Origin of the sequence: Rhizobium ecuadorense, assembly GCF_001187535.1 — a bacterium.
Classification (GTDB): Bacteria; Pseudomonadota; Alphaproteobacteria; order Rhizobiales; family Rhizobiaceae; genus Rhizobium; species Rhizobium ecuadorense.
In genome coordinates, this window is record NZ_LFIO01001065.1 from 135500 (window position 1) to 156791 (window position 21292).

Sequence of the window (21292 nt, forward strand, 5' to 3'; positions counted from 1 at the left end):
TTACCTTAGAGAAGGAGGCCTGATGCCGACCGGACCCTGCCGCGGCGCCATGCGCTGCCGGAGCGGTTCTGGCCAATCAAGGCTAGCCTGGGGAAGCGTAGCGCGCGACATAGGCAGCCGTGCGTGCTTCCGTTGGACGGTCAAGCACATCTGCGGCAGTTCCCTGCTCGATGATAAGACCGCCATCGATGAACACGACCCAGTCCGACACCTCTTTCGCAAAGGGCAGCTCGTGGGTGACCAGGATCATCGTCATGCCGTCGGCAGCCAATTCCCGCATGACGCGGAGAACTTCACCGGTCGATTCAGGATCGAGCGCCGATGTCGGCTCGTCGAATAGCAACACCGTTGGTTCCAGCGCCAGAGCGCGTGCGATCGCCACACGCTGCTGCTCGCCGCCCGACATCTGTTCCGGATAAGCCATCGCCCGTTTGGCAAGCCCCACTCTGGTCAGAAGTTTCACGGCCCGTTCCACAGCCTGTCTCTCAGCAATCCCGGCCGCTTGCATCTGAGCGAGAATGACGTTTTCCACAGCAGTCAGGTGCGGGAACAGATTGAAACGCTGAAACACCATGCCGACGCGTTGCCGAAGCTTTGCAAGGTTGCAGCAGGTTACTTTGCCGTCAGTGAAGATCGTCTCATCGCCGACGGTGATCGTTCCCTGATCGGGACGCTCAAGCAAATTGACGCAGCGCATGAGGGTGGTCTTTCCTCCACCGCTCTGACCAATGATGCTGACGATTTTCCCGGCCGGAACATCGAGGTCGACGCGGTCAAGCACCAGGCGCCCATCAAAAGACTTGCGCAATCCGCTAATTTTAACGGCAGGGCGACCGACCGGCTGCTCTGACATGAAGGCAGTTTTGGCAGGAGTGGTGGTCATGGGTCAGACTTTCCCCTGGGCGAGATAGGTCCTGGCCAATTTGAGCCGACGCCGTCTGGCCAATGACAGTGGCACACCCGCGTGGATCTTGCGCTCGAGCAGAAGCAGACATTGTGACACCGGGTAGCAGATAACGAAATAAACGGCCGAGATCACGAGATACACTTCCAGCGCTCGGAACGTTTCCGAGGCTATCAGCTGTGCCTGCGTCATCAGCTCGGCAGCCGAGATTGTCACAAGCAGCGAGGTCGACTTGATCAGGTCGACGAACATGGTGTTCGTACCGGGAAGCGCCAGCCGCACCGCCTGCGGCAGAATGACATGGGTGAAAGTTTTGCCGCGCCCTAACCCGAGAGCTTGAGACGCCTCCTGCTGTCCCCGGTGTACGCCGGCGATGGCTGCCCGAAAGATCTCGGACAGGTAAGCCGCGTAGAAGAGTACCAAGCTCAACACGCCAGCCTCGAAAACCTCCAGCCTGATGCCTACGGAAGGCAGGCCGAAGTAGGTGAGGAAAATGATCGCAAGGAGCGGTACGTTTTTAAAAAGCTCCGTATAGAGCGCCGCGGGGACGCTAACCAGCCGGAGCCGGTTGAGCCGCATCAATGCAAGTACAAGACCAAGGATCGTCGCGCCGACGAAGCTCGCCATAGTGTAGCCGAGGGTCTTGAGCAGACCCCCGGCAATGTTTCCGATGTAGTCGGTCCAGGGAACCTGGAACATATCGGTGAAGGATGACAACGCCGTCATGCTTCGATCTCACTTCGCGATGGAAGGCGGGTTCCAGTCGGCGGGACGGTCAACGCCGCGCCGCTGTGCCGCCATCTCGGGCGATGGGACCAAGAACTGCTGGGGATCGCCGCCCCATTTCGTGATCAAAGCCGCAAGGGACCCATCCTTGTACATGCCGTCAATCTGATCGGAAACAGCCTTGGTCAGCTTCGGCGACTGTTTTGGAAGGTAGAATCCGGTCATATAGGCTTGAAAATATTTGTAATCGGGGTGCGCGGCGACCTGCTCGTCTGTCGGCGGCTGCAGATATTCGATGCGGACCTTCATGTCGGGGCGCTGCTGCTGTTGATAGGTGATCAGCAGCGGATCGAGAAAACCGACGTCGAGGCGCCCGGCAGAAATATCCTGGAACACACTGTCGGCGCTCGGGAATGTATGGGGTGATGCGTTCGGGACCTGCGCGATGGATTTCGCCCAGACATAGCCGGTGACGGTACCGAGGTTCTTGCCTTCCAGGCTCGCAACATCGGGAAAGCTCGCCGTGCCGCTTACGGCCATGGCCGGCGGCGAATAATATGGCGGGTCCGTGAACAGGCCGACTTTCTGGCGAGCGTCGGACCATGCGATTCCGCCGATGGTTATATCAGCCCGCTGTGTCTGGACGGAAGCCAGCATGCCTGGAAAATCGGTGACGTTGATTTCGATCTTGAGGCCGAGCTTATCGGCGATGGCTGTCAGGATGTCGCTGTCGAGGCCGACGAGCTTCCCATCCTTGACCGCCGTATAGGGCATGTAGGGCTGGACCGTAACGACGAGCGCGCCTGGTTTCATCAGCTCCAGATCGTCGGCATTGGCCGCGGACGGCACGGCCGTCGCGAACAGTCCCAAACCCAGGATCGCCAAGGCAACGATCCCATTCGCCTGCGATTTTTTCGTCAATTCAGCACGTTTCATTTGAACCCCTCTTTGTGGTTATATATTGCTGATATATTGAAGATATGCCGACACTATATGAAGTCAAGCAGATTCGTTGAGCGTTTTTTTAGGCGGAGCAGTGTTTGGCTATGCGGAAATGGACAGAGAGAGGAATGCGCTGAATATGTCGGTATTCGAGGCGGAGTACGAAGCGGCTGAATCAACGCTGGCGGAGCGGACATACATTCGGCTGCGCGACGACATCATTACGACACTGCTTCCTCCGGGCACGCTTCTGCGGGAGGCCGAGCTTATGAAACGCATGGAAGTCGGACGCACGCCGGTCCGGGAGGCGCTTCAGCGTCTGCAATATGACGGTTTCGTCGTCGTCAGCGCGCGGCGCGGCACATTTGTCAGCAAGATCGATATCAATGATCTTACTGCCGTTTATGAGGCACGAGCACGGATCGAATCCTGGGCGACGCGACTGGCTGCGGAAAGGCTGCGCGAGTTCGAGCGGCAAGAAGCGCGGCAACTGATCGATGAGCTCAAGCAGACAACCGGTCCGATGACGCTGGAAGACATCCTTGCCCTAGATCGCCGGGTTCACCGCTTCATCTACAAAGTGGCCAAGAACCCTTTCCTGTTCGATACGCTGGATCACTACCACAATCTGTCGCTGAGGATCCTTTACGTCGCCATGAAACGGTTTCCGACGCTGGTACCGCGTCTTGAGGACGTCTTGCATGATCAGGTCCTCATGCTTGAGGCCGTATGCAGAGGTGACGCAGATGAGGCTGAAAGGGTCGCAATGGCTCATGTCATGAGCTTCGAGAGCGAGGTCCGAAAGGTGATCTGAATTCGGATCTAAAGCGCGTCGCGATCTTTCAGATTCGCTTGTCGCGCTTTAGGTCTTTATTTTCTCGCATGTCGTTATCGCAAAACCGCTGCGCACTTTTGCGCGACATGCTCCAGGAATTGGGTGCAGCTTTAGCTGTACGAAGATATTTCCGGCAAAATGAGACGTCCGAAACAATCGCAGGGCCCGAGTTGATGCGACATCGACCGCTGCCCGAATTCTACATCTTGGTGAGGGGCCGGCGTGGGCCGGCCTCCCGAATGGAATGAACCCGGGATCAATCCTTGGCGCGCTCGACGTAAGAATTGTCTTCCGTTGCGATGACGACGCGGGTGCCGGCATTGATGTGCGGCGGCACCGATGTACGGATGCCGTTGGAGAGCATGGCCGGCTTGTAGGAAGAGGATGCCGTCTGGCCTTTGACGACCGGTTCTGTCTCGGTGATTTCGAGCGTGACGTGGCGCGGCAGTTCGAGCGCCAGCGGAATGCCTTCATGAATCGACAGGATGCAGGACATGCCTTCCTGCAGATAGGCCTTCTGATCGCCCATGGTTTCGACATCGACCACGACCTGATCGTAGTTACCCGGGTTCATGAAGTGGAAGCCTTCGCCGTCTTCATAGAGATACTGGAAGGAGACGTCCTCGACGAAGGCGCGTTCGACCTGTTCGGTGGTGCGCCAGCGTTCGGAGACCTTCACGCCGTCGACGATGCGGCGCATGTCGACCTGGGTGACCGGCGTGCCTTTGCCAGGGTGAAAGTTCTGGGCGGTGAGAACGACGTAGAGCTTGCCGTCGACATCGAGAACGTTGCCCTTGCGGACCGAAGAGGCGATGACCTTGACCATAAGACTTCCTTGTAACTCGGCTTTCGGCGTCGTAGATGACTGTCGAGACGCCTCTGAGACGCAAATATTTTTCTTTGGGGCGCAACTAACCTAAAATCCGGGAAATAGCCATCCCCATACCGGCTTCTCCGGCGAAGAAAGCTTGGAATGAACTCTTCGGCGAAAGCGTCCCCCTGGTGGACCCCGTCCGTGCATGCCGATCGCCGCCCGTTCCTGATCGGGCGCAATGCGATCCAGGCGGCATTGCGCGGGTTTTTCGCGCGCGAGGATTTCATCGAGGTGGATACGGCGGTGCTGCAGATCTCCCCCGGCAACGAGGCGCATCTGCATGCCTTCGCCACGGAAGCGCTGACGACGGATGGGCAAAAGGCGCCCTTCTATCTGCACACTTCGCCGGAATTCGCCTGCAAGAAGCTGCTTGCGGCGGGCGAAGAACGCATCTCGTGTTTCGCCCATGTCTATCGCAACCGCGAGCGCGGGCCGCTGCACCATCCCGAATTCACCATGCTCGAATGGTATCGGGCCGGCGAAAGCTACGAGAGCCTGATGATGGACTGCGTGCGGATCCTGGCGCTCGCGGCCGAGACGGCAAAGACCGAAAAGCTTGCCTATCGCGGCGGCGAGACCGATCCTTTCGCCGGCCCGGAGCGGGTCAGCGTTGCCGAAGCGTTCGAGCGCCATGCCGGCATCGATCTTCTCGCCTCGGTCGCCGCCAACGGTTCGACCGATCGCGATCATCTGGCCGCCGAGATGAAGCACGTCGGCATGCGTGTTGCCGATGACGATGGCTGGGCCGATCTGTTCAGCCGGGTGCTGGTCGAGAAGATCGAGCCGCATCTCGGCTTCGGCCGCATCACCATCCTTTACGAATACCCGGTCTCGGAGGCAGCGCTTGCGCGCCCCTCGATGCGCGACCCCAGGGTTGCCGAGCGTTTCGAACTCTATGCCTGCGGCGTCGAACTCGCCAACGGCTTCGGCGAACTCACCAATGCGGCCGAACAGCGCCGGCGGTTTGAGATCGAGATGGCCGAGAAGGCGCGTGTCTACGGCGAGACCTATCCGCTCGACGAGGATTTCCTGGCCGCACTGTCGCTGATGCCCGAGGCAAGCGGCATCGCGCTCGGTTTCGACCGGCTGGTGATGCTGGCGACGGGGGCCTCGCGCATCGATCAGGTGCTCTGGGCGCCGGTTGCGGAGTATGGACGATGAATGCCGTCAAACCGATCAAGAGCGTCGATGATCTGGTGATGGCAGGGCTGATTGCGCCGGCCGATCGCCTGGCGCTGGAGGAGGTTGCCGCGCGCTACGCGATCGCCCTGACGCCCGCGATGATCAAGCTGATCGATCGCGCCGATCCGGATGATCCGATCGCGCGGCAGTTCGTGCCCGATGCCGCCGAACTCACGGTCTTCAGCGAAGAACGCGCCGATCCGATCGGCGATCATGCCCACAGCCCGGTCGAAGGCATCGTTCACCGCTATCCCGATCGGGTTCTGCTGAAGGCCGTGCATGTCTGCCCGGTCTATTGCCGCTTCTGCTTCCGCCGCGAAATGGTCGGGCCGCAGGGTCTCGGCACGCTCGATGCCGCCGCGATGCAGGCGGCTTTCGACTATATCAGAGGTCACGAGGAAATCTGGGAGGTCATCCTCACCGGCGGCGATCCGCTGGTGCTGTCTCCGCGCCGTCTCCATGAGATCATGGAGGCGCTGGCGGACATCGCGCATGTGAAGATCGTGCGATTCCACACACGTGTACCCGTCGTCGATCCTGGGAAGATCGACGCGGCATTGATCGCCGCGCTGAAGGCGAGCGGCAAGACGGTCTATGTGGCGCTGCATGCCAATCATGTCAAAGAGTTGGGGCCGGAAGCGCGTGCCGCCTGCGCCCGTCTTGTCGATGCCGGCATTGCGATGGTCAGCCAGTCCGTATTGCTGAAGGGCGTCAACGACGATCCGGACGTGCTTGCGGCGCTGATGAAGGCTTTCGTCGAAATCCGCGTCAAGCCCTATTACCTGCATCATCCCGATCTGGCGCCCGGCACCGGCCATTTCCGATTGACGATCGAGGAGGGGCAGAGGATCGTCGCGGCGCTGCGCGGGCGGATTTCCGGGCTCTGCCAGCCGACCTACATTCTCGATATCCCGGGCGGTTACGGCAAGGCGGTCGTCAGCGGCAGCGCCGTCCGGTCCAAGGGGGAAGGATGTTATTCCGTCTCGGACTATCGCGGCGACGAGCATTCCTATCCGCCGGCCGGCTGAGGCAAAACGGTGCTTTCCCGTGTCATTTCTGTACTCGCTGTGCCGGAAAAGGCAACGAGCGTGGCGGTTAATTCAGCGGTAAGTAGCTGATATCAAATATATATTATTGTCTGCACTGGAATTGTCGATAAAATTCTAACTGTGAGCCTTAATCATCTTTAACGCTATAAATTAGCGGAATTTTCTGTTTTCCGCACTAAAAGAACGCTCATGACAAGGCGATGAACGCCGGTTCGGGATCATGAGAATCTTGGAGTGATGGGATGAATAAGACAATCCGCGACCTCGTAGCCAAATTCGGCAAGCTTCCTGCGTCGATCGACCAGGTCGCCGACGATGCCGATCTTTATGCGGCGGGTCTGACGTCCTTTGCCTCAGTGCAGCTGATGCTCGGCATCGAAGAGGCGTTCGACATCGAGTTTCCCGACAATCTCCTGAACCGCAAATCCTTCGCGAGCATCTCGGCCATCGCCAGGACGGTCGATCTCATCCGGGACAGCCGGAAGGTCGCCTGATGAATTTCCCCGTCAAGATCATGCAGGACGGTCTTGTCGCAAGGGTCGCCCGCGTCGCTGAAATCGCCGCCAAACACGCCGATGCCGTCGATGTCGAAGGCCGTTTCCCCCGGGAAGCCGTGGATGCGATGAAGGCCGAGAGGCTGCTCGGCATCCAGGTGCAGCGCCATCTCGGCGGCGAGTCCGCCTCGATCACCGAGATCGCCGAATTGTGCTCGATGCTCGGCCAGGCCTGCGCCGCAAGCGCCATGGTCTTCGCCATGCATCACATCAAGCTGTCGAGCCTCGTCGAACACGGCGCCGACAGCGAATGGCATCGCGACTTCATGCGCCGCATCGCCGCCGAACAGCTGCTGATCGCCTCCGCCACCACCGAGGGCGGCATCGGCGGAAACCTGCGCAACAGCATTTGCGCGGTCGACGTCGATGGCGATATCTGCCGGCTCGAAAAGGATGCGACCGTCATTTCCTACGGCTCGCATGCCGATGCCATTCTCATCACCTCGCGAGCCCACGCGCAGGCGGCTTCCTCCGATCAGGTGCTGACGGCCTTCCTCAAGGATCAGTACACGCTCGAGAAGACGCATGCCTGGAATACGCTCGGCATGCGCGGCACCTGTTCCGACGGCTTCCTCTTCAAAGCGCAGGCGCCGGCGCATCAGATCCTGCCGAAGCCTTTCGCCGAGATCGCGGCGCAATCCATGCTCGCCTCCTCGCACCTGTTGTGGAGCGGCGTCTGGTACGGCATCGCGGTCGACGCCGTGGCGCGCGCCCAGGCCTTCGTGCGCGCCGCCGCCCGCAAGGCGCCGGATGCCCCGCCGCCGGGCGCGCTGCGGCTGGCCGAAGTTTCGAACCTGCTGCAGATGGTCAAATCCAACGTGGTTGCCGGCCTGAAGGCCTATGAGGATGCCAAGATCGACGTCGACAGGCTGTCCTCGATGGGCTTTGCCGTGGCGATGAACAACGTCAAGATCGCCTCGTCCGAGACGATCCTGGAGATCGTCAACCATGCCATGCTGATCTGCGGCATCATGGGCTACAAGAACGGCACGCCCTTCAGCCTCGGACGCCATCTGCGCGACGCGCATTCCGCGCAGCTGATGATCTCGAACGACCGCATCCTCGGCAATACGTCGAGCATGCTTCTCGTCCACAAGCAGGACACTAGCCTACTGGGGTAAAGCCATGGATATGCAGACCTCGTTTCTCGACCGGCTCTTCGAGTCCGGCCTGCTGATCGATACCGGCGTTGACGGTCTTTACGGCCGCAGCGGCCAGTTCGAAGATGTCATTACTGCTTTCGAACGGCTGATCGACACGTTCGGCGGCGCCGACGGCGCCGAGGCGATGCGTTTCCCGCCCGGCATGAACGTCGCGCTCTTCGAAAAGAGCGGTTACATGAAGAGCTTCCCGCAGCTCGCCGGCACGGTGCATAGTTTCTGCGGCAGCGAGCTCGACCATATGAGCCTGCTGCAGTGCATGGAAGTCGGCGACGACTGGACCAAGGACCAGAAGGCGACCGATATCGTGCTGACGCCGGCCGCCTGCTACCCGCTCTATCCGACGGTCGCCAAGCGCGGCAACCTGCCGAAGACGGGCGGCCTCTTCGATCTGCAGTCCTATTGCTTCCGCCACGAGCCTTCGAAGGATCCCGCCCGCCAGCAGCTGTTCCGCATGCGTGAATATGTCTGCATGGGCACGGAGCAGCACGTCACCGATTTCCGTCAGACATGGATGGATCGCGGTGTCGAAATGATGAAGCAGCTCGGCCTCGATGTGACCATTGACGTTGCCAACGACCCGTTCTTCGGCCGTGCCGGCAAGATGATGGTCAACAATCAGCGCGACCAGAACCTGAAGTTCGAGCTGCTGATCCCGATCACCTCGACGGCCAATCCGACCGCCTGCATGAGCTTCAACTACCATCAGGATTCATTCGGCCTGAAGTGGGGTCTGAACCTCGAAGACGGCAGCGTGGCGCACACCGCCTGCGTCGGCTTCGGGCTAGAGCGCATCGCGCTTGCCCTCTTCCACCATCACGGCCTCGATGTGAAGCAGTGGCCAGCCAGCGTGCGGAAAACGCTGTGGGGGTGAGCCGGTCGATGACATCGGTATTTTCGGGAATCGACCCGGAAACGTATCGTCAGCATGCGCTGCATTCCGGCGAGCGCGCCTGGCCGGAAACCAATTGCTATGTCGATCTCTGGATCGAGGTGCTGGCGACCTCAGGCGTTGCGCCCGAGGCGATGCTCGGTTTCACCCTGAGCCAGGATTTCGAAGGCGACCAGTTCACCTTCTTCAAGGTGCCGCTCGAAGATCTCGAAGCCCTTTACGGTATTCGCGCCACCGAACTTGCGATCTATGACCGTGTCGAACGCCATGTCGGCGTGCAGATCGCGCGGGGCCGTCTCTGCCTGATCGAGATGGATTCCTTCTATATGCCGGATACGCGCGGCACGGCCTACCGGCAGGAGCACGGCAAGACGACGGTTGCGATCAACCGGCTGGACGTTGCGGCTAGGCGCGTCGATTATTTCCACAATGCCGGCTATTTCCGCCTCGAAGGCGAGGATTTCGACGGGCTGTTCCAGTCGCAGCTGACGGAGAACGAGCCGCCGTTCCTTCCCTATACGGAATTTGCGCGGTTTCCGGAAAAGCCCGCTGATGAAGCGCATCTGCGCGCGACCGCACGGCGGCTTGCCGGCTTTCATTTCACCAGGCGTCCCCGCGAAAATCCGATCCGCGCTTTCGCGGCGGTCTTTCCCCAGCAGGTGGAAGCGGTGGCGGAACGGCCGTTCGGCTTCTTCCACAAATATGCCTTCAACACGCTTCGCCAGGTGGGCGCCAATTTCGAGCTGGCGGCGGATTACCTTGTCTGGCTTTCGCCAGGTGAATTCGCCGCCGCCGCCGAGCATGCCAGGCGCATTTCGGACGCGGCGAAATCGGTGCAGTTCCAGCTTGCCCGCGCCATCGCCCGCAAGAAGTTCGAGCCGCTGCAGGCAGCCCTTGATCCGGCCGCCGATGCATGGGATTCCATGATGACATCGCTTGCGGAGCGAATCTGAGGCCGGAGATCTGACCATGCGGGGGCGTTTGGCAAGCATCGGTGCCGAGGAAAGCCTGCTTTCCGAAGGCTGGAACCTGATCCTGACGGAGCCGGGCGCCTGCGCCCTGCCGCATGATATTCATCTTTCCGCGCAATTCATTCCCGCACCCGTTCCCGGCACCGTTGCCGCCGCGCTCGAAAAAGCCGGGCTGTTCGATCGGGAAAACCCAGAGCCGCTGAACACCAGGGATGCCTGGTACCTCTGCCGGCTGTTCGATGCCGAGCCCGGTGAGGCGATCCTGCGTTTTTCAGGGCTGGCCACACTTTGCCATGTCTTCCTCAACGGCCAGGAAATCCTGTTTTCCGAGAGCATGTTCACGGCGCATGAAATCCCGGTGACGCTTACGGGCGGCGACGAGCTGGCGCTCTGCTTCCGGGCGCTCGGCCCCCGCCTGTCGGAGCCCGGCCCGCGTGCACGCTGGCGGCCGCAGATGATAACGCCGGCGGGGCTGAAGAATTTCCGCACGACGCTGCTCGGCCATATGCCGGGCTGGTGCCCTGATATCCATGCGGTCGGGCCATGGCGGCCGATTTCGCTGGTGCGGCGCAATCCCGTCTCCATCGACAGTGTCGCCATCCGCGCCGTGTTGGACGAGAATGGCGCCGGCCGTCTCAGCGTCTCCCTGCACAGCAATGCCGAGCATCCCGAGATGCTGCTGCGCTGCGGCGGCATGGAGCAGCCTTTCGAGAAGATCGGCGACAATCATTACTCTTCTATTCTCAAGCTTTCCGACATCGAACCCTGGTGGCCGCACACGCACGGCGCTCCGCGTCTCTATGAGCTGACGCTCGTTTCTGACGGCGTGGAGTATCCGCTCGGCACGACCGGCTTCCGGCGGATCGAGGTCGAGCGCGGCGCCGATGGCGACGATTTCGCGCTCACCGTCAACGGCGAACGCGTCTTCTGCCGCGGCGCGGTGTGGACGACGGCCGATATTGCGCGTCTGCCGGGCGGGCGGGCGGATTATGAGCCTTTCCTGCGGCTTGCCGCTCAAGCCGGCATGAACATGATCCGCATCGGCGGCACCATGGCCTATGAGACGCCTGATTTCTTTGCGCTCTGCGACGAACTCGGCCTGCTCGTGTGGCAGGATTTCATGTTCGCCAATTTCGATTATCCGCGCAACGACAAGGCGTTTCTCGGCCACGTGCATGCGGAGGTCGAGGAATTCCTGCACGGCGTCCAGGCCTCGCCATCGCTGGCGGTGCTCTGCGGCGGCAGCGAAATCCATCAGCAGGCGGCGATGCTGGGTCTGCCCGTGGAATTCTGGAGCGGGCCGGTCACCGACGAGATCATCCCGGCCATCGCTACGCGCATGCGTCCCGACGTGCCCTATGTCCCGAATTCGCCTCATGGCGGGGCGATGCCGTTTTCACCGAATGCCGGTATCGCCCATTATTACGGTGTTGGCGCCTATATGCGGCCGATTGCCGATGCGCGCCGCGCCGATGTGCGGTTTGCTTCCGAAAGCCTCGCCTTCGCGCATGTGCCGCAACAAAGGACATTGCACCGTCATCTCGACGTGCCGGCCGTCCACAGCCCGCTCTGGAAGGCCCGCGTGCCGCGCGACCGCAGCGCCTCGTGGGATTTCGAGGACGTCCGCGACTTCTACCTGCAGCTTCTCTACGACCTCGATCCGGCTCAGCTGCGCCGCGAAGATCCGGACCGCTATCTCGATCTCTCCCGCGCCGTCACCGGCGAGGTGATCGAAGAGACCTTTGCCGAATGGCGGCGCAAGGGCTCCGCCTGCAACGGTGCGCTCGTCTGGACATTGCAGGACCTGTTGCCCGGCCCCGGCTGGGGGGTGATCGATTCCACCGGCGAGCCGAAGCCGGTCTGGTATGCGATGCGCCGCGCTTTCCGGCCGGTGCAGACGGTGTTCACCGACGAGGGCACCAATGGTCTCGACGTGCATGTCGTCAACGAGACTGATGCAGCGCTCGACGTGGAGCTGGAGGTTGCCTGCCTGCGCGACGGAAAGCAGCAGGTCGTCAGCGGCAGCAGGGCCTTCAAGCTGGCGGCAAGGGATACCGAGCGTCTTGCCGCTACCGCGCTGTTCGGCGCCTTTTTCGATACCACCTATGCCTTCCGTTTCGGGCCGCCGGCGCATGATGTCAGCGTGGCACGCTTACGATCGCTCGCCGACGGCGCCATTTTGGCGGAAAGCTTCCACTTTCCCTGCGGACGGGGGAAGGCGTTGCATGATGCCGGCATCGAGGCATCGCTCGGCAGAGACGGCGACGACTGGTTCGTCGATCTCAGGACCGACCGGCTGGCGCAATCGGTGCATATCGATGTCGACGGCTATCGGCCCGCCGACGACTGGTTCCATCTCGCCCCCGGCGCGATGCGGCGCGTGAAACTCCAAGCGCTCCCAGGCACCGAGGGTGATCTTCCGCCCGCAGGCGAAATCAGAAGCCTGGGCAGTTCGCATCGTGTCGTGCTCTCGGGTTGACGTCCTCTCCCGGCGAAAAATGATGCCCATCCATTGAGAAAGACCGTGATTTGAGAACGACATACCGCTTTTTGCGTGCCCATGTCCTGCAGCGGCTGATTCCGCGGTCGCGTCTTGCCTTCAATCCGCGCAAACCGGTGGAAATCGCCGGCTATCTCTCGATGGCTGTCGGCGTCGGCGAATCGGCAAGGCTCTGCGCCGGTGCTTTGTCGGAGGCGGGCAGGGCGATTTCCCTCTCCGACGTCAGCACGCATCCGGACGAGAAGTCCTTTGCCGGATGGACGTCGTCGCGTCTCTCCACCGAGCTGCCGGGGAGCCGGATCTGGCACCTCAATCCACCGATGCTGCCGCGCGCCATCCTGAAGAAGGGTGTCGCGAATTTTACCCGCGCCTTCAATATCGGCTATTTCGCCTGGGAACTCGAAGTCGTGCCGGCGGAATGGCGCAATGCCATGCGCTATATGAACGCCATCTTCGTGCCATCGGAATTCACCCGGCGGACGATTGCGCCACTCACCAAGGCGCCGGTCATCGTCGTTCCGCATCCGGTGACCGAGGCCCCGGCGACGGACGGCATGCGGGAGAGGTTCGGCATCGAGAAGGATGCCTTTCTCGTCAGCTTCATCTTCAGCGCCGGCTCGTCGATCAACCGGAAGAATCCGCAGGCCGCGATCGAGGCTTTCAGGCTATTTGCCGCCGAAGCCCCAAGCGCCTTCCTGCTGATGAAGGCCAGCGGCGATGTGAACAAGGATGAAGCCCTCAGCGCGCTGGTCGCTTCGGTCGCAGGTGATGCCAGGATCCGGATCGTCACCGACAGGCTGTCGAATGCCGATATCAACGGCATCATCCGTTCTTCCGACGCCTATCTTTCGCTGCATCGTTCCGAGGGTTTCGGGCTGACGGTTGCCGAGGCGATCATGCAGGGCACGCCGGTTATCTCCACCGCCTGGTCAGGCACGGCGGATTTCTGCGACCCTGATAATACATGTCAGGTCGCCTCTTCCCTCATTCCGGTCGTCGATAACCATCCCGAATTTGCCGGGCTTGAGGGCGCGGTCTGGGCGGATCCTTCTCCGCAAGCTGCGGCGGCGCATCTGAGCGACATCTTCCGCGCGCCCGAGCTCGCGCAGGAGAAGGCGGAGAGGGCGCGCGCCTTCCTGCTGCGCTACCTCGCTGAGAACAGCTATGAGAAAGCGCTTCAGGCGCTGGCGGCGATGCAGGCGAGCTAAGGTGAGGTCGCCACTCCGCTTTATTTTAATATTTTTGCATTAGAGATGACGGGTATTTCGGCCTGACGGCCGATCTTGGCGGATGGACGGATGTCGAAGGGTATTATCGCAAATTCGGTGATGAATGCGGCGGCCGGCATGCTGCTGCTGCTGACGGGTTTCGTGTCATCGATCATAACCGCGCGGCTGCTCGGGCCGGAGGCCAACGGCATCGTCGCCTTCTCGCTCTGGCTGGTGGTCACGGGCGCCTCGATCGCCGAACTTGGCTCGAGCATCACGCTGTTGAAGACCTTGCCGCAGCTTTCGGCGGAAGGTTACGATATGCGCCGCCGGCGGGGCTTTGCCGCCATCCTCGTTAGCTTCATGATGTTTTCAACCGTCGTGCTGCTGGCGCTCTACGCCCTGTTCTTCCTGACGTCGGAGGAGATGCACTGGGCCGATACCGCGCCGTCCGTCGCTCTGGTCACCGGCGTGCTGTTCTTCGTCCAGGCGATCGGATCCTTCGTCAAATTCTACCTGATCGGCGAAAAGAAGCTCGGCGCCTTCTTCCGGCTGACGGTGGCCGTCTCGATTTTGCAGCTTGCCGGTGTTGCCGCCGGCGCCGTTTTCTACGGCGTCGAAGGCGTTCTCGTCGGTTATGCGCTCGGCCAGCTCGTGCTGTTCTTCGCCACGCTGCCGATCCTGCTTGCGCGGCGCGACTGGTGCGGGGTCTCGCTGAAAGCCCTCGCCTCCTCATCCGTCATCCTGTCGATCCAGTTCATCATCGATTCCATCTTCCTCAATCGGCTCGAGTTGCTCTTCCTGCAGCAGTTCTGGTCGGTGGAGATGGTCGGTTACTACGCCGTCGGCCTGTCGATCGCCAATATCGCATTGCAGCTTCCGATCCAGATGACCGGCAGCCTGCTGCCCTATTATTCCGAGCGGCGGCATAACAGCGATGATTCGACCTTGCCGGTCGAGGTCTTCGCCGCCGTCACCCGCAGCATGGCCTATATCGTCTTGCCGATGAGCCTCGGGCTTGCGGCGATCTCCAGCGAACTGGTGCTCGTGGTGTTCGGCGAAGCGTTTCGCCGCAGCGGCACGGTGGTGGCGCTGCTGGCGCTGGTGGCGCCAGCCTATACCTTCATGCAGATCCTCAGCCTCTACCTCCTGTCAATGGACAGGGCGCGCTCCCGCCTGAACATCAGTGTGATAGGTGGCCTTCTGATGGTAGTCGGTTGTTTACTGATCATACCTAGGCTTGCCGCCGAGGGTGCCGCACTCGTGCGCATCCTCGTCTTCGTTGCGATGTCGGTGATGATGATCAGGCAGACAGGATTCGGATCCCAGCTTTCGGGCCTCTATACGAGCCTGACGAAGGTGACGCTCGCCGCCGTGCTCTGTGCCTGCGGGGCGATTTCGGCGCTGGAATTCATCCGGGGTCCGGTCGGCCTCGTCGTTGCAATCCTTGCCGGCACATTCTGCTATTTCGCGGCACTTCGCGTGCTGCGCGTCATGCCGGCCGAAGATGTCGAGGTCATGCGTTCCATTCTCGATAAGATGCCGCGCGTGCTGCAGCGCCCAATGGGGTACGCGATCAATTTCATTGCGCCGCGGCTTCCTGGAGACCCCGACCGCGCCAAGGTCGCGCCCGGTGAATTCTCGCTCGAACCGGCCGAGGGTGCCGGCCGCAGCGCTGCCCTGCCTGTCGTCTTCGACGGCACGATCGGCCTGTTCATGCCTGAAAATCCCGCGGTCCGGAAACGTTCGGCCGCCGTGCTCTTCGTCAGCCCCTGGGGCTTCGAGGAGATGTGCAGCCGCAAATTCTTCCGCGTCGCCGCCGAGCATTTTTCGGATATCGGCGTGGCGAGCCTGCGCTTCGATTATCGCGGTACCGGCGATGCGCTTGATTTCGGCCCGCTGCCGGCAAGGCTGGAAACCTGGGAAAATTCGATCCGAGCGGCCGCCGACAAGCTGAAGTCGCTCTCCGGCTGCGACCGCATCATCCTCATCGGACAGGGCCTTGGCGCAACGCTTGCCCATCGCATCGGCGCCTCGATCGACGGCGTCGATAGCCTCGTCATGCTGGCGCCGGTGCTGAGCGGCCGGGCCTATCTGCGCGAACTCAACATGTGGTCCAAGATCATCGATGCCGATCTTGGCCTCGGCAAGGAACATCTCCAGACCGCGAAGGTGCAGATCGCCGGGCTCGTCATGCCCGAAGAGATCGCCGCCGAACTCGGCAAGCTCAACATCGCCGCGCCGCAGGGGCTTGCATCACCGCGTTATCTGATCCTCGAACGTCCCGCCAAGGCCGACGATACCGGCTTTGCCGATGCGCTGACGGCGCTCGGTGCCGACGTCGAGCAGACGGTTTTCGAAGGTTATGACGAGCTCGCCACCAATCCGCTGTTTGCCAAGACGCCAACTGGTGTCGTCGAGTTGCTGAAGACGTGGTTGGAGCGGGCGACGACGGAGACATCCGGCGCGCATTCGCCGACAACGGTCGAAAACGCGCTGCTTGCCGGCGAGGGTTTTGCGGAAACGCCGGTGCGTTTCGGCAGCCACGACCATCTGGTCGGCGTCGTCAGCCGGCCGCTCGGCGCGATCGAGGGCAATGCCGTGCTCTTCCTGTCGACCGCCTATGACCGGCATGCCGGCTGGGGACGCACGACGGTCGATATGGCGCGCGAGCTCGCTCGCCAGGGTGTCGTTTCGCTGCGCTTCGATTCCGCCAATGTCGGCGACAGCCCGCCGCGGCCGGATGCGCCGGAACAGGTGCTCTATTCCAGCACGCAGACCGAGGATGCGGTCGCCGCCCTCGATCTGCTCGAAAGCGTCGTCGCGGGCCCGATCATGGTGGCCGGCCGCTGCAGCGGCGGTTATGTCGCCTTCCGCGCCGGCGTTGCCGACGAGCGGTTGAAGGCCGTCGTTTCGATCAATCCCTTCGTCTATTACTGGGATCCGGAGATACCGGTGCGCCGAGAGCATGTCGTCTCCGTCCCCCGCAGCCTCGATGATTACGGTCAGCGTCTGGCACGGGTGGATACGCTGAAGCGGCTCATCAGCGGTCAGGTGGATGTGGTGGCGGCGCTGCAGAATATCGTCATCGCCGGCGGCCGGCGGCTGTCGCCGTGGATCGCGCCGCTACTCGAGCTGCTGCCCGACCGGCGCCATATCGCTCGCGAAGTCCGGCATTCCTTCGCGCTGTTCGGCAAGCGCAAGGTGCCGCTGACGCTGATCTACAGCGAGGGCGATGTCGGGCTCGACCACGTCTATTTCCATTTCGGGCCGCGCGGGGCCAAGCTTTCGCGCTATCCGAACGTGCGGCTGCTGATGCTGCCGGATGCCGACCACAATCTCACACCGCCGCAATCGCGCAAATTCGTACTCGACGAGATCATCCGGCTGGCGAGAGCGTGAGGGGGGCAGGCCGGCGGGATCAGGTCCTGTCGGCAGTGACGATATCAAGCGAACGATAGAGATCGATATAGCGCCCGGCGACGATATCCCAGGAATAACCGCGCGCGGCATCGAGAAGCTCGGCGCGAACGGCGTCCGGTTGGCGTGCGAGCGTTTCATAGGCCGCTTCGATCGCGGTCGCGGCAGTCTCGGGATTGGTGAAATCGGCAAGCGTGATGACGGGGTGTCGGTCGGCAAGCGTGGTAAAGGCATCATTGGCGTTCAGCACCGGCAGCAGGCCGGCGCTCATCGCCTCCAGCGCCACCAGGCCAAAACCTTCATATTCCGAGGCGGAGGAAAAGAGCGAAGCGTCAGTGATGATGCGCCGGATGGCGCCGTTGTCGGGCGAGACGTGCAGGGTGACGCGGCCGGAAAGGTTGCGGCCTTCGATCGCGGCTTCGACATCGGCCCGGTTCAGGTCGGATTCGGCCCCGATGACGTCGAGATGCCATTCCGCGTCACGGGTCTTCAGCACGGCCATCGCATCGAGCAGATGGTCCAGCCGCTTGTTCACCGAGAAGCGACCGATGGTGACGATGCGGCGCCTTGCCCGGCGCGAAGCGGTGTCGGCGAACTTGCCGATATCGGCGCCGTTTTCGATCAGTCGGCTGTCGGGTGCGATTTCGGAAAACTGCTTGAGGTCGGAGGCGCTGCAGCAGACGACGCGCCGATAAGCGAGTGCCGAAGCGCGGGTCAGCGTCCGGAACCAGATCTTCTTGATCGCGGCGTATTTCCTGGTGTGGAAGAAGCCGCCATGGGTGGTGACGATCATCGGCTTGCGATGCAGCAGCCGGCCCCAGGCGAGCGCGTCGAAGAAGAAGTCGATGGCGTGGACATGGACGAGATCGGCATCGGCAAGATGGCGGAAAACCTCGGGCGCCAGCGGATAGCGGCTGCTGCCGGACCAGGGAATGCGCACCACCTCGATGCCATCGATGTTTTCGCGCGGCGGCAGCTTGTCCTCAGGCGCGGTGAAGAGCGAATTGAGCGTGACCACACGAACGCGATAACCGCGCCGCAGGGTCTGGCGGCTGAGATTGGCGACCACGTCTTCCAGGCCGCCGCGGTTGGGCAGGAACTGGCGCACGACATGGACGACCAGCGGCGCCGTTTCCGGCTGCGACTTCCAGCGCACCCTGTCTGCCTCGACGATCGCCATTTTCCACCTATCGCTGCACGCGCCTCATGCCGAGGCGGGACTGTTATAGCAACGACCAGTTATCTCAGGCGTTAAGCCGCGGTTTCAGCGGCATCCCGAGACCCGATTCTTCGATAAAAGGGTTAATCGTATCTGACGGGTTCAGAACGCCTTGAAAGTGAGCGTCGTCAGCGAGCGGACGATACCGGGTATATTGGCGATGTTGTCGTTGATGAATTTGCCGATATCCTGGCCTTCCTCGATATAGACCTTCAGCAGCAGGTCGTAGTCGCCGCTGGTGGAATAGAGCTCCGAGACCAGTTCGGACTGATAGATGGCGTCGGCGACCTCATAGGTCTGGCCGGGGGCGCATTGGAGCTGGACGAAGATCGGCTTCATGGGATTTCCTGCGAAGGTTGTTTGGCTGATATAATGGTCGAAAGCGCCATGCCGATGCAAGCCGTTCGTCACGCGGCCGGGTCGGCGGCGGCCTCCGCGACGATCCAGTCGCGAAAGGCGGCAAGCGGCGCATAGTCGGCGCGCTCGGGCGGAAAAGCGAGATAATAGCGCTCGCGGCTTTCCATTTCGCGGTCGACGGCGGCGACGAGATCGCCGCGCCTGAGCTCTTCCTGCATGAGGAATGTCGGCAGGAGGGCGATGCCAAGGCCGGCGATGGCAGCCTGTGCGGCGGTGGCGAACTGGTCGAAGAGCATGCCATGCACGTTTTCGAAGGAAACGCCGTTGCTGGCGAACCATTGCTCCCAGGCGTCGGGCCGGGTGGTCAGATGCAGAAGCGGAACGGACAGCAGATCCTGCGGCTTGGCGATCGCGTATCGCTTGAGAAAATCGGAGCTGCAGGCCGGCACCGTGCGCTCCGACATCAGAAAGGTCAGTTCGGCGCCCGGCCAGTGCGGATGGCCGAAATGGATGGCGGCGTCGATCGAATCGAGGCGGAAATCGAAAGGTGAAAGCCGGGTCACCAGATTGATCGTCACGCCGGGATTGGCGGCGAGGAAGCGCCCGAGGCGCGGCGCCAGCCAGCGCGTGCCGAAGGTCGGCAGGATGGCGAGATTGAGCGTGCCGCCATGCGGATTGGCGCGCAGGTTGAGCGAAGCGCTCGATATGCGCCGCAGCGCCTCGCGGATCTCGCGGGCATAACTGTCGCCGGCAAGCGTCAGCCGCATGGTCTGGCGTTCGCGCAAGAAGAGCTCGACACCGAGCTGCTCCTCCAGTGCGCTCACCTGGCGGCTGACGGCGCTCTGCGTCAGATCGAGTTCACGCGCGGCCGCCGTGACGCTGCCGGTGCGGGCAACCGCCTCGAAAGCGGCGAGATGCGAAATTGACGGCAGAAAACGCCTTGAAGCGAACATGTTCATTCCATTTCAGAATGAGCTATTTCCAAAATGTCGATATTTCCGCCTTTATGGTAGTTGTAAAGAGCCTCATCCTGCAAAAACGGAATGAGCCGGAGTTCTGAGATGCCGCAAGCCTTCGTTTCCACAGACCGCATTCGCTCGCTTTTCACCGAAGCGATGTCGCAGATGTACCGGACGGAGGTGCCCCAATACGGCACGCTGATCGAACTCGTGGCGGAGGTTAATGCCGGCTGCCTGGAAAACGACCCCGAACTGCGTGAGCGGCTTGCCCGTGCCGGCGAGCTGGAGCGGATCGATGTTGAGCGCCACGGCGCCATCCGGCTCGGCACGGCGGATGAGCTTTTCACCATCCGGCGGCTGTTTGCCGTCATGGGCATGCAGGCGGTCGGCTATTACGATCTCTCGGTCGCCGGCGTGCCGGTTCATTCGACCTGCTTCCGGCCGATCGACGAGGCCGCACTCAACGTCAATCCGTTCCGTGTCTTCACCTCGCTGCTGCGATTGGAGCTGATCGAGGACGAAGGGCTGCGCGGCGAAGCCGAGGCCATCCTGGCAAAGCGGCGCATCTATACGCCGCGCGCCATCGCGCTGATTGAGCGTCACGAACAGAACGGCGGCCTGACGGAAGCGGAAGTGACGGAATTCGTCGCCGAGGCGCTCGAAACCTTCCGCTGGCACGGCGAGGCGACGGTCAGCGCCGAGACCTATAAGCGGCTGCATGATGCGCACCGGCTGATCGCCGACGTCGTCAGCTTCAAAGGGCCGCATATCAACCATCTGACGCCGCGCACGCTCGATATCGACGCGGTCCAGGCCCGCATGCCGGAGCGCGGCATCACGCCGAAGGCGGTCATCGAAGGGCCGCCGCGCCGTCATTGCGACATCCTGCTGCGGCAGACGAGTTTCAAGGCGCTTGAAGAAACGATCATCTTTGCCGGTGATGCGGCCGCGGTTCAGGGAACGCACACCGCCCGCTTCGGCGAGATCGAGCAGCGCGGCGTGGCGCTGACGGCCAAGGGCCGGGCGCTCTATGACCGGCTGCTCGCCTCGGTTCGCGGCGAAGTGCAGGTTGGCGCCGGCGGCGCCAAGGCCGGCGCCTACGACAACGAACTCGTCGAGCGCTTCAAGGCGCTGCCGGACAGCTGGGACGAGCTGCGCAGGCAGGATCTGGCCTTCTTCCGCTATTCCGCCACATCAGCTGGCATTGCCGCCGCGGTCAACACGCTGCCCGACGATCCGGAGGCGCTGATCGCCAAGGGTTACCTGGCCTTCTCACCGATCGTCTACGAAGACTTCCTGCCCGTCAGCGCGGCCGGCATCTTCCAGTCGAACCTCGGCACCGATCAGCAGCAGAATTATGCGACGCATTCGAACCGCGATGCCTTCGAGGTGGCGCTCGGCGCCAGCGTTCAGGATGAGCTGGCGCTTTATGCCGAGCGCCAGGCCGCCTCGCTCGATGCGGCGATGGAAGCGCTCGGCCTTGCGGGCCTGCAGTTGAAGACCGTTGCGTGAAATGGCCGCTTCAACACGTCATCATATG

The 21292-nt window shown here is 61.9% G+C and carries 18 protein-coding genes; 11 read left to right on the forward strand and 7 right to left on the reverse strand.

The window, feature by feature from the left end; translation table 11 throughout:
- Positions 1-82: 82 nt before the first annotated feature.
- The 3 genes from AF337_RS19470 to AF337_RS19480 are packed head-to-tail and all read right to left on the reverse strand — an operon-like array spanning position 83 to position 2566.
- The gene (locus AF337_RS19470; protein ID WP_049733342.1) at positions 83-883 is read right to left on the reverse strand and encodes an amino acid ABC transporter ATP-binding protein; all 801 of its coding nucleotides are present in this window, start codon (positions 881-883) and stop codon (positions 83-85) included.
- Between the two features lie 3 nt (positions 884-886).
- Positions 887-1630: an amino acid ABC transporter permease gene (locus AF337_RS19475; protein ID WP_049733343.1), complete on the reverse strand. Its 744-nt coding sequence runs from the start codon at positions 1628-1630 to the stop codon at positions 887-889.
- A 9-nt stretch (positions 1631-1639) separates the two neighbouring features.
- The gene (locus AF337_RS19480) at positions 1640-2566 is read right to left on the reverse strand and encodes a substrate-binding periplasmic protein (protein ID WP_049733344.1); all 927 of its coding nucleotides are present in this window, start codon (positions 2564-2566) and stop codon (positions 1640-1642) included.
- A gap of 145 nt (positions 2567-2711) precedes the next feature.
- On the opposite strand from AF337_RS19480, the gene AF337_RS19485 reads away from it, so the two are divergent.
- Complete coding sequence (locus tag AF337_RS19485) at positions 2712-3386, forward strand: FCD domain-containing protein (RefSeq protein ID WP_049733345.1); 675 nt, start codon at positions 2712-2714, stop codon at positions 3384-3386.
- Positions 3387-3663: 277 nt separating this feature from the next.
- Here the strand turns inward: AF337_RS19485 and efp are convergent, their stop codons facing one another.
- Positions 3664-4233, reverse strand: a complete 570-nt coding sequence (gene efp / locus AF337_RS19490; protein ID WP_049733346.1) for an elongation factor P — start codon at positions 4231-4233, stop codon at positions 3664-3666.
- A gap of 147 nt (positions 4234-4380) precedes the next feature.
- On the opposite strand from efp, the gene epmA reads away from it, so the two are divergent.
- The 9 genes from epmA to AF337_RS19535 all read left to right on the forward strand — a co-directional run bounded on the left by epmA (position 4381) and on the right by AF337_RS19535 (position 17199).
- Positions 4381-5442, forward strand: coding sequence for an EF-P lysine aminoacylase EpmA (epmA, locus tag AF337_RS19495; protein WP_049733347.1), 1062 nt, complete (start codon positions 4381-4383; stop codon positions 5440-5442).
- Positions 5439-6491 (forward strand): lysine-2,3-aminomutase-like protein, encoded by a 1053-nt coding sequence (locus tag AF337_RS19500; protein WP_049733348.1) that lies wholly within the window; start codon positions 5439-5441, stop codon positions 6489-6491. Before epmA ends, AF337_RS19500 begins: the two co-directional genes overlap by 4 nt.
- A 263-nt stretch (positions 6492-6754) precedes the next feature.
- On the forward strand, positions 6755-7006 hold the full coding sequence (locus AF337_RS19505) for an acyl carrier protein (protein ID WP_012559298.1): 252 nt from the start codon (positions 6755-6757) through the stop codon (positions 7004-7006).
- The gene (locus tag AF337_RS19510; protein ID WP_049733349.1) at positions 7006-8187 is read left to right on the forward strand and encodes an acyl-CoA dehydrogenase family protein; all 1182 of its coding nucleotides are present in this window, start codon (positions 7006-7008) and stop codon (positions 8185-8187) included. The genes AF337_RS19505 and AF337_RS19510 overlap by 1 nt, the downstream gene beginning before the upstream one ends.
- A gap of 4 nt (positions 8188-8191) precedes the next feature.
- On the forward strand, positions 8192-9100 hold the full coding sequence (locus AF337_RS19515; RefSeq protein WP_049733350.1) for an amino acid--[acyl-carrier-protein] ligase: 909 nt from the start codon (positions 8192-8194) through the stop codon (positions 9098-9100).
- On the forward strand, positions 9091-10071 hold the full coding sequence (locus AF337_RS19520) for a DUF1839 family protein (protein ID WP_193393646.1): 981 nt from the start codon (positions 9091-9093) through the stop codon (positions 10069-10071). Before AF337_RS19515 ends, AF337_RS19520 begins: the two co-directional genes overlap by 10 nt.
- 16 nt (positions 10072-10087) lie before the next feature.
- Positions 10088-12568, forward strand: coding sequence for a glycoside hydrolase family 2 protein (locus AF337_RS19525; RefSeq protein WP_049733352.1), 2481 nt, complete (start codon positions 10088-10090; stop codon positions 12566-12568).
- Positions 12569-12618: 50 nt separating this feature from the next.
- The gene (locus AF337_RS19530; RefSeq protein ID WP_049733353.1) at positions 12619-13797 is read left to right on the forward strand and encodes a glycosyltransferase family 4 protein; all 1179 of its coding nucleotides are present in this window, start codon (positions 12619-12621) and stop codon (positions 13795-13797) included.
- 90 nt (positions 13798-13887) lie between these two features.
- The gene (locus tag AF337_RS19535; RefSeq protein ID WP_049733354.1) at positions 13888-17199 is read left to right on the forward strand and encodes an oligosaccharide flippase family protein; all 3312 of its coding nucleotides are present in this window, start codon (positions 13888-13890) and stop codon (positions 17197-17199) included.
- Positions 17200-17218: 19 nt separating this feature from the next.
- Here the strand turns inward: AF337_RS19535 and AF337_RS19540 are convergent, their stop codons facing one another.
- From AF337_RS19540 to AF337_RS19550, 3 genes are all read right to left on the reverse strand, one after another.
- A complete protein-coding gene (locus tag AF337_RS19540; RefSeq protein WP_049733355.1) occupies positions 17219-18397 on the reverse strand; it encodes a glycosyltransferase family 4 protein in 1179 nt (392 codons plus the stop codon).
- Between the two features lie 141 nt (positions 18398-18538).
- Positions 18539-18775 (reverse strand): Lrp/AsnC ligand binding domain-containing protein, encoded by a 237-nt coding sequence (locus AF337_RS19545; RefSeq protein WP_049733502.1) that lies wholly within the window; start codon positions 18773-18775, stop codon positions 18539-18541.
- 68 nt (positions 18776-18843) lie between these two features.
- A complete protein-coding gene (locus AF337_RS19550) occupies positions 18844-19752 on the reverse strand; it encodes a LysR family transcriptional regulator (RefSeq protein ID WP_049733356.1) in 909 nt (302 codons plus the stop codon).
- Between the two features lie 84 nt (positions 19753-19836).
- Between AF337_RS19550 and hglS the strand changes: the two genes are divergently transcribed.
- The gene (gene hglS / locus AF337_RS19555; protein ID WP_049733357.1) at positions 19837-21264 is read left to right on the forward strand and encodes a 2-oxoadipate dioxygenase/decarboxylase HglS; all 1428 of its coding nucleotides are present in this window, start codon (positions 19837-19839) and stop codon (positions 21262-21264) included.
- Positions 21265-21292: the final 28 nt, after the last annotated feature.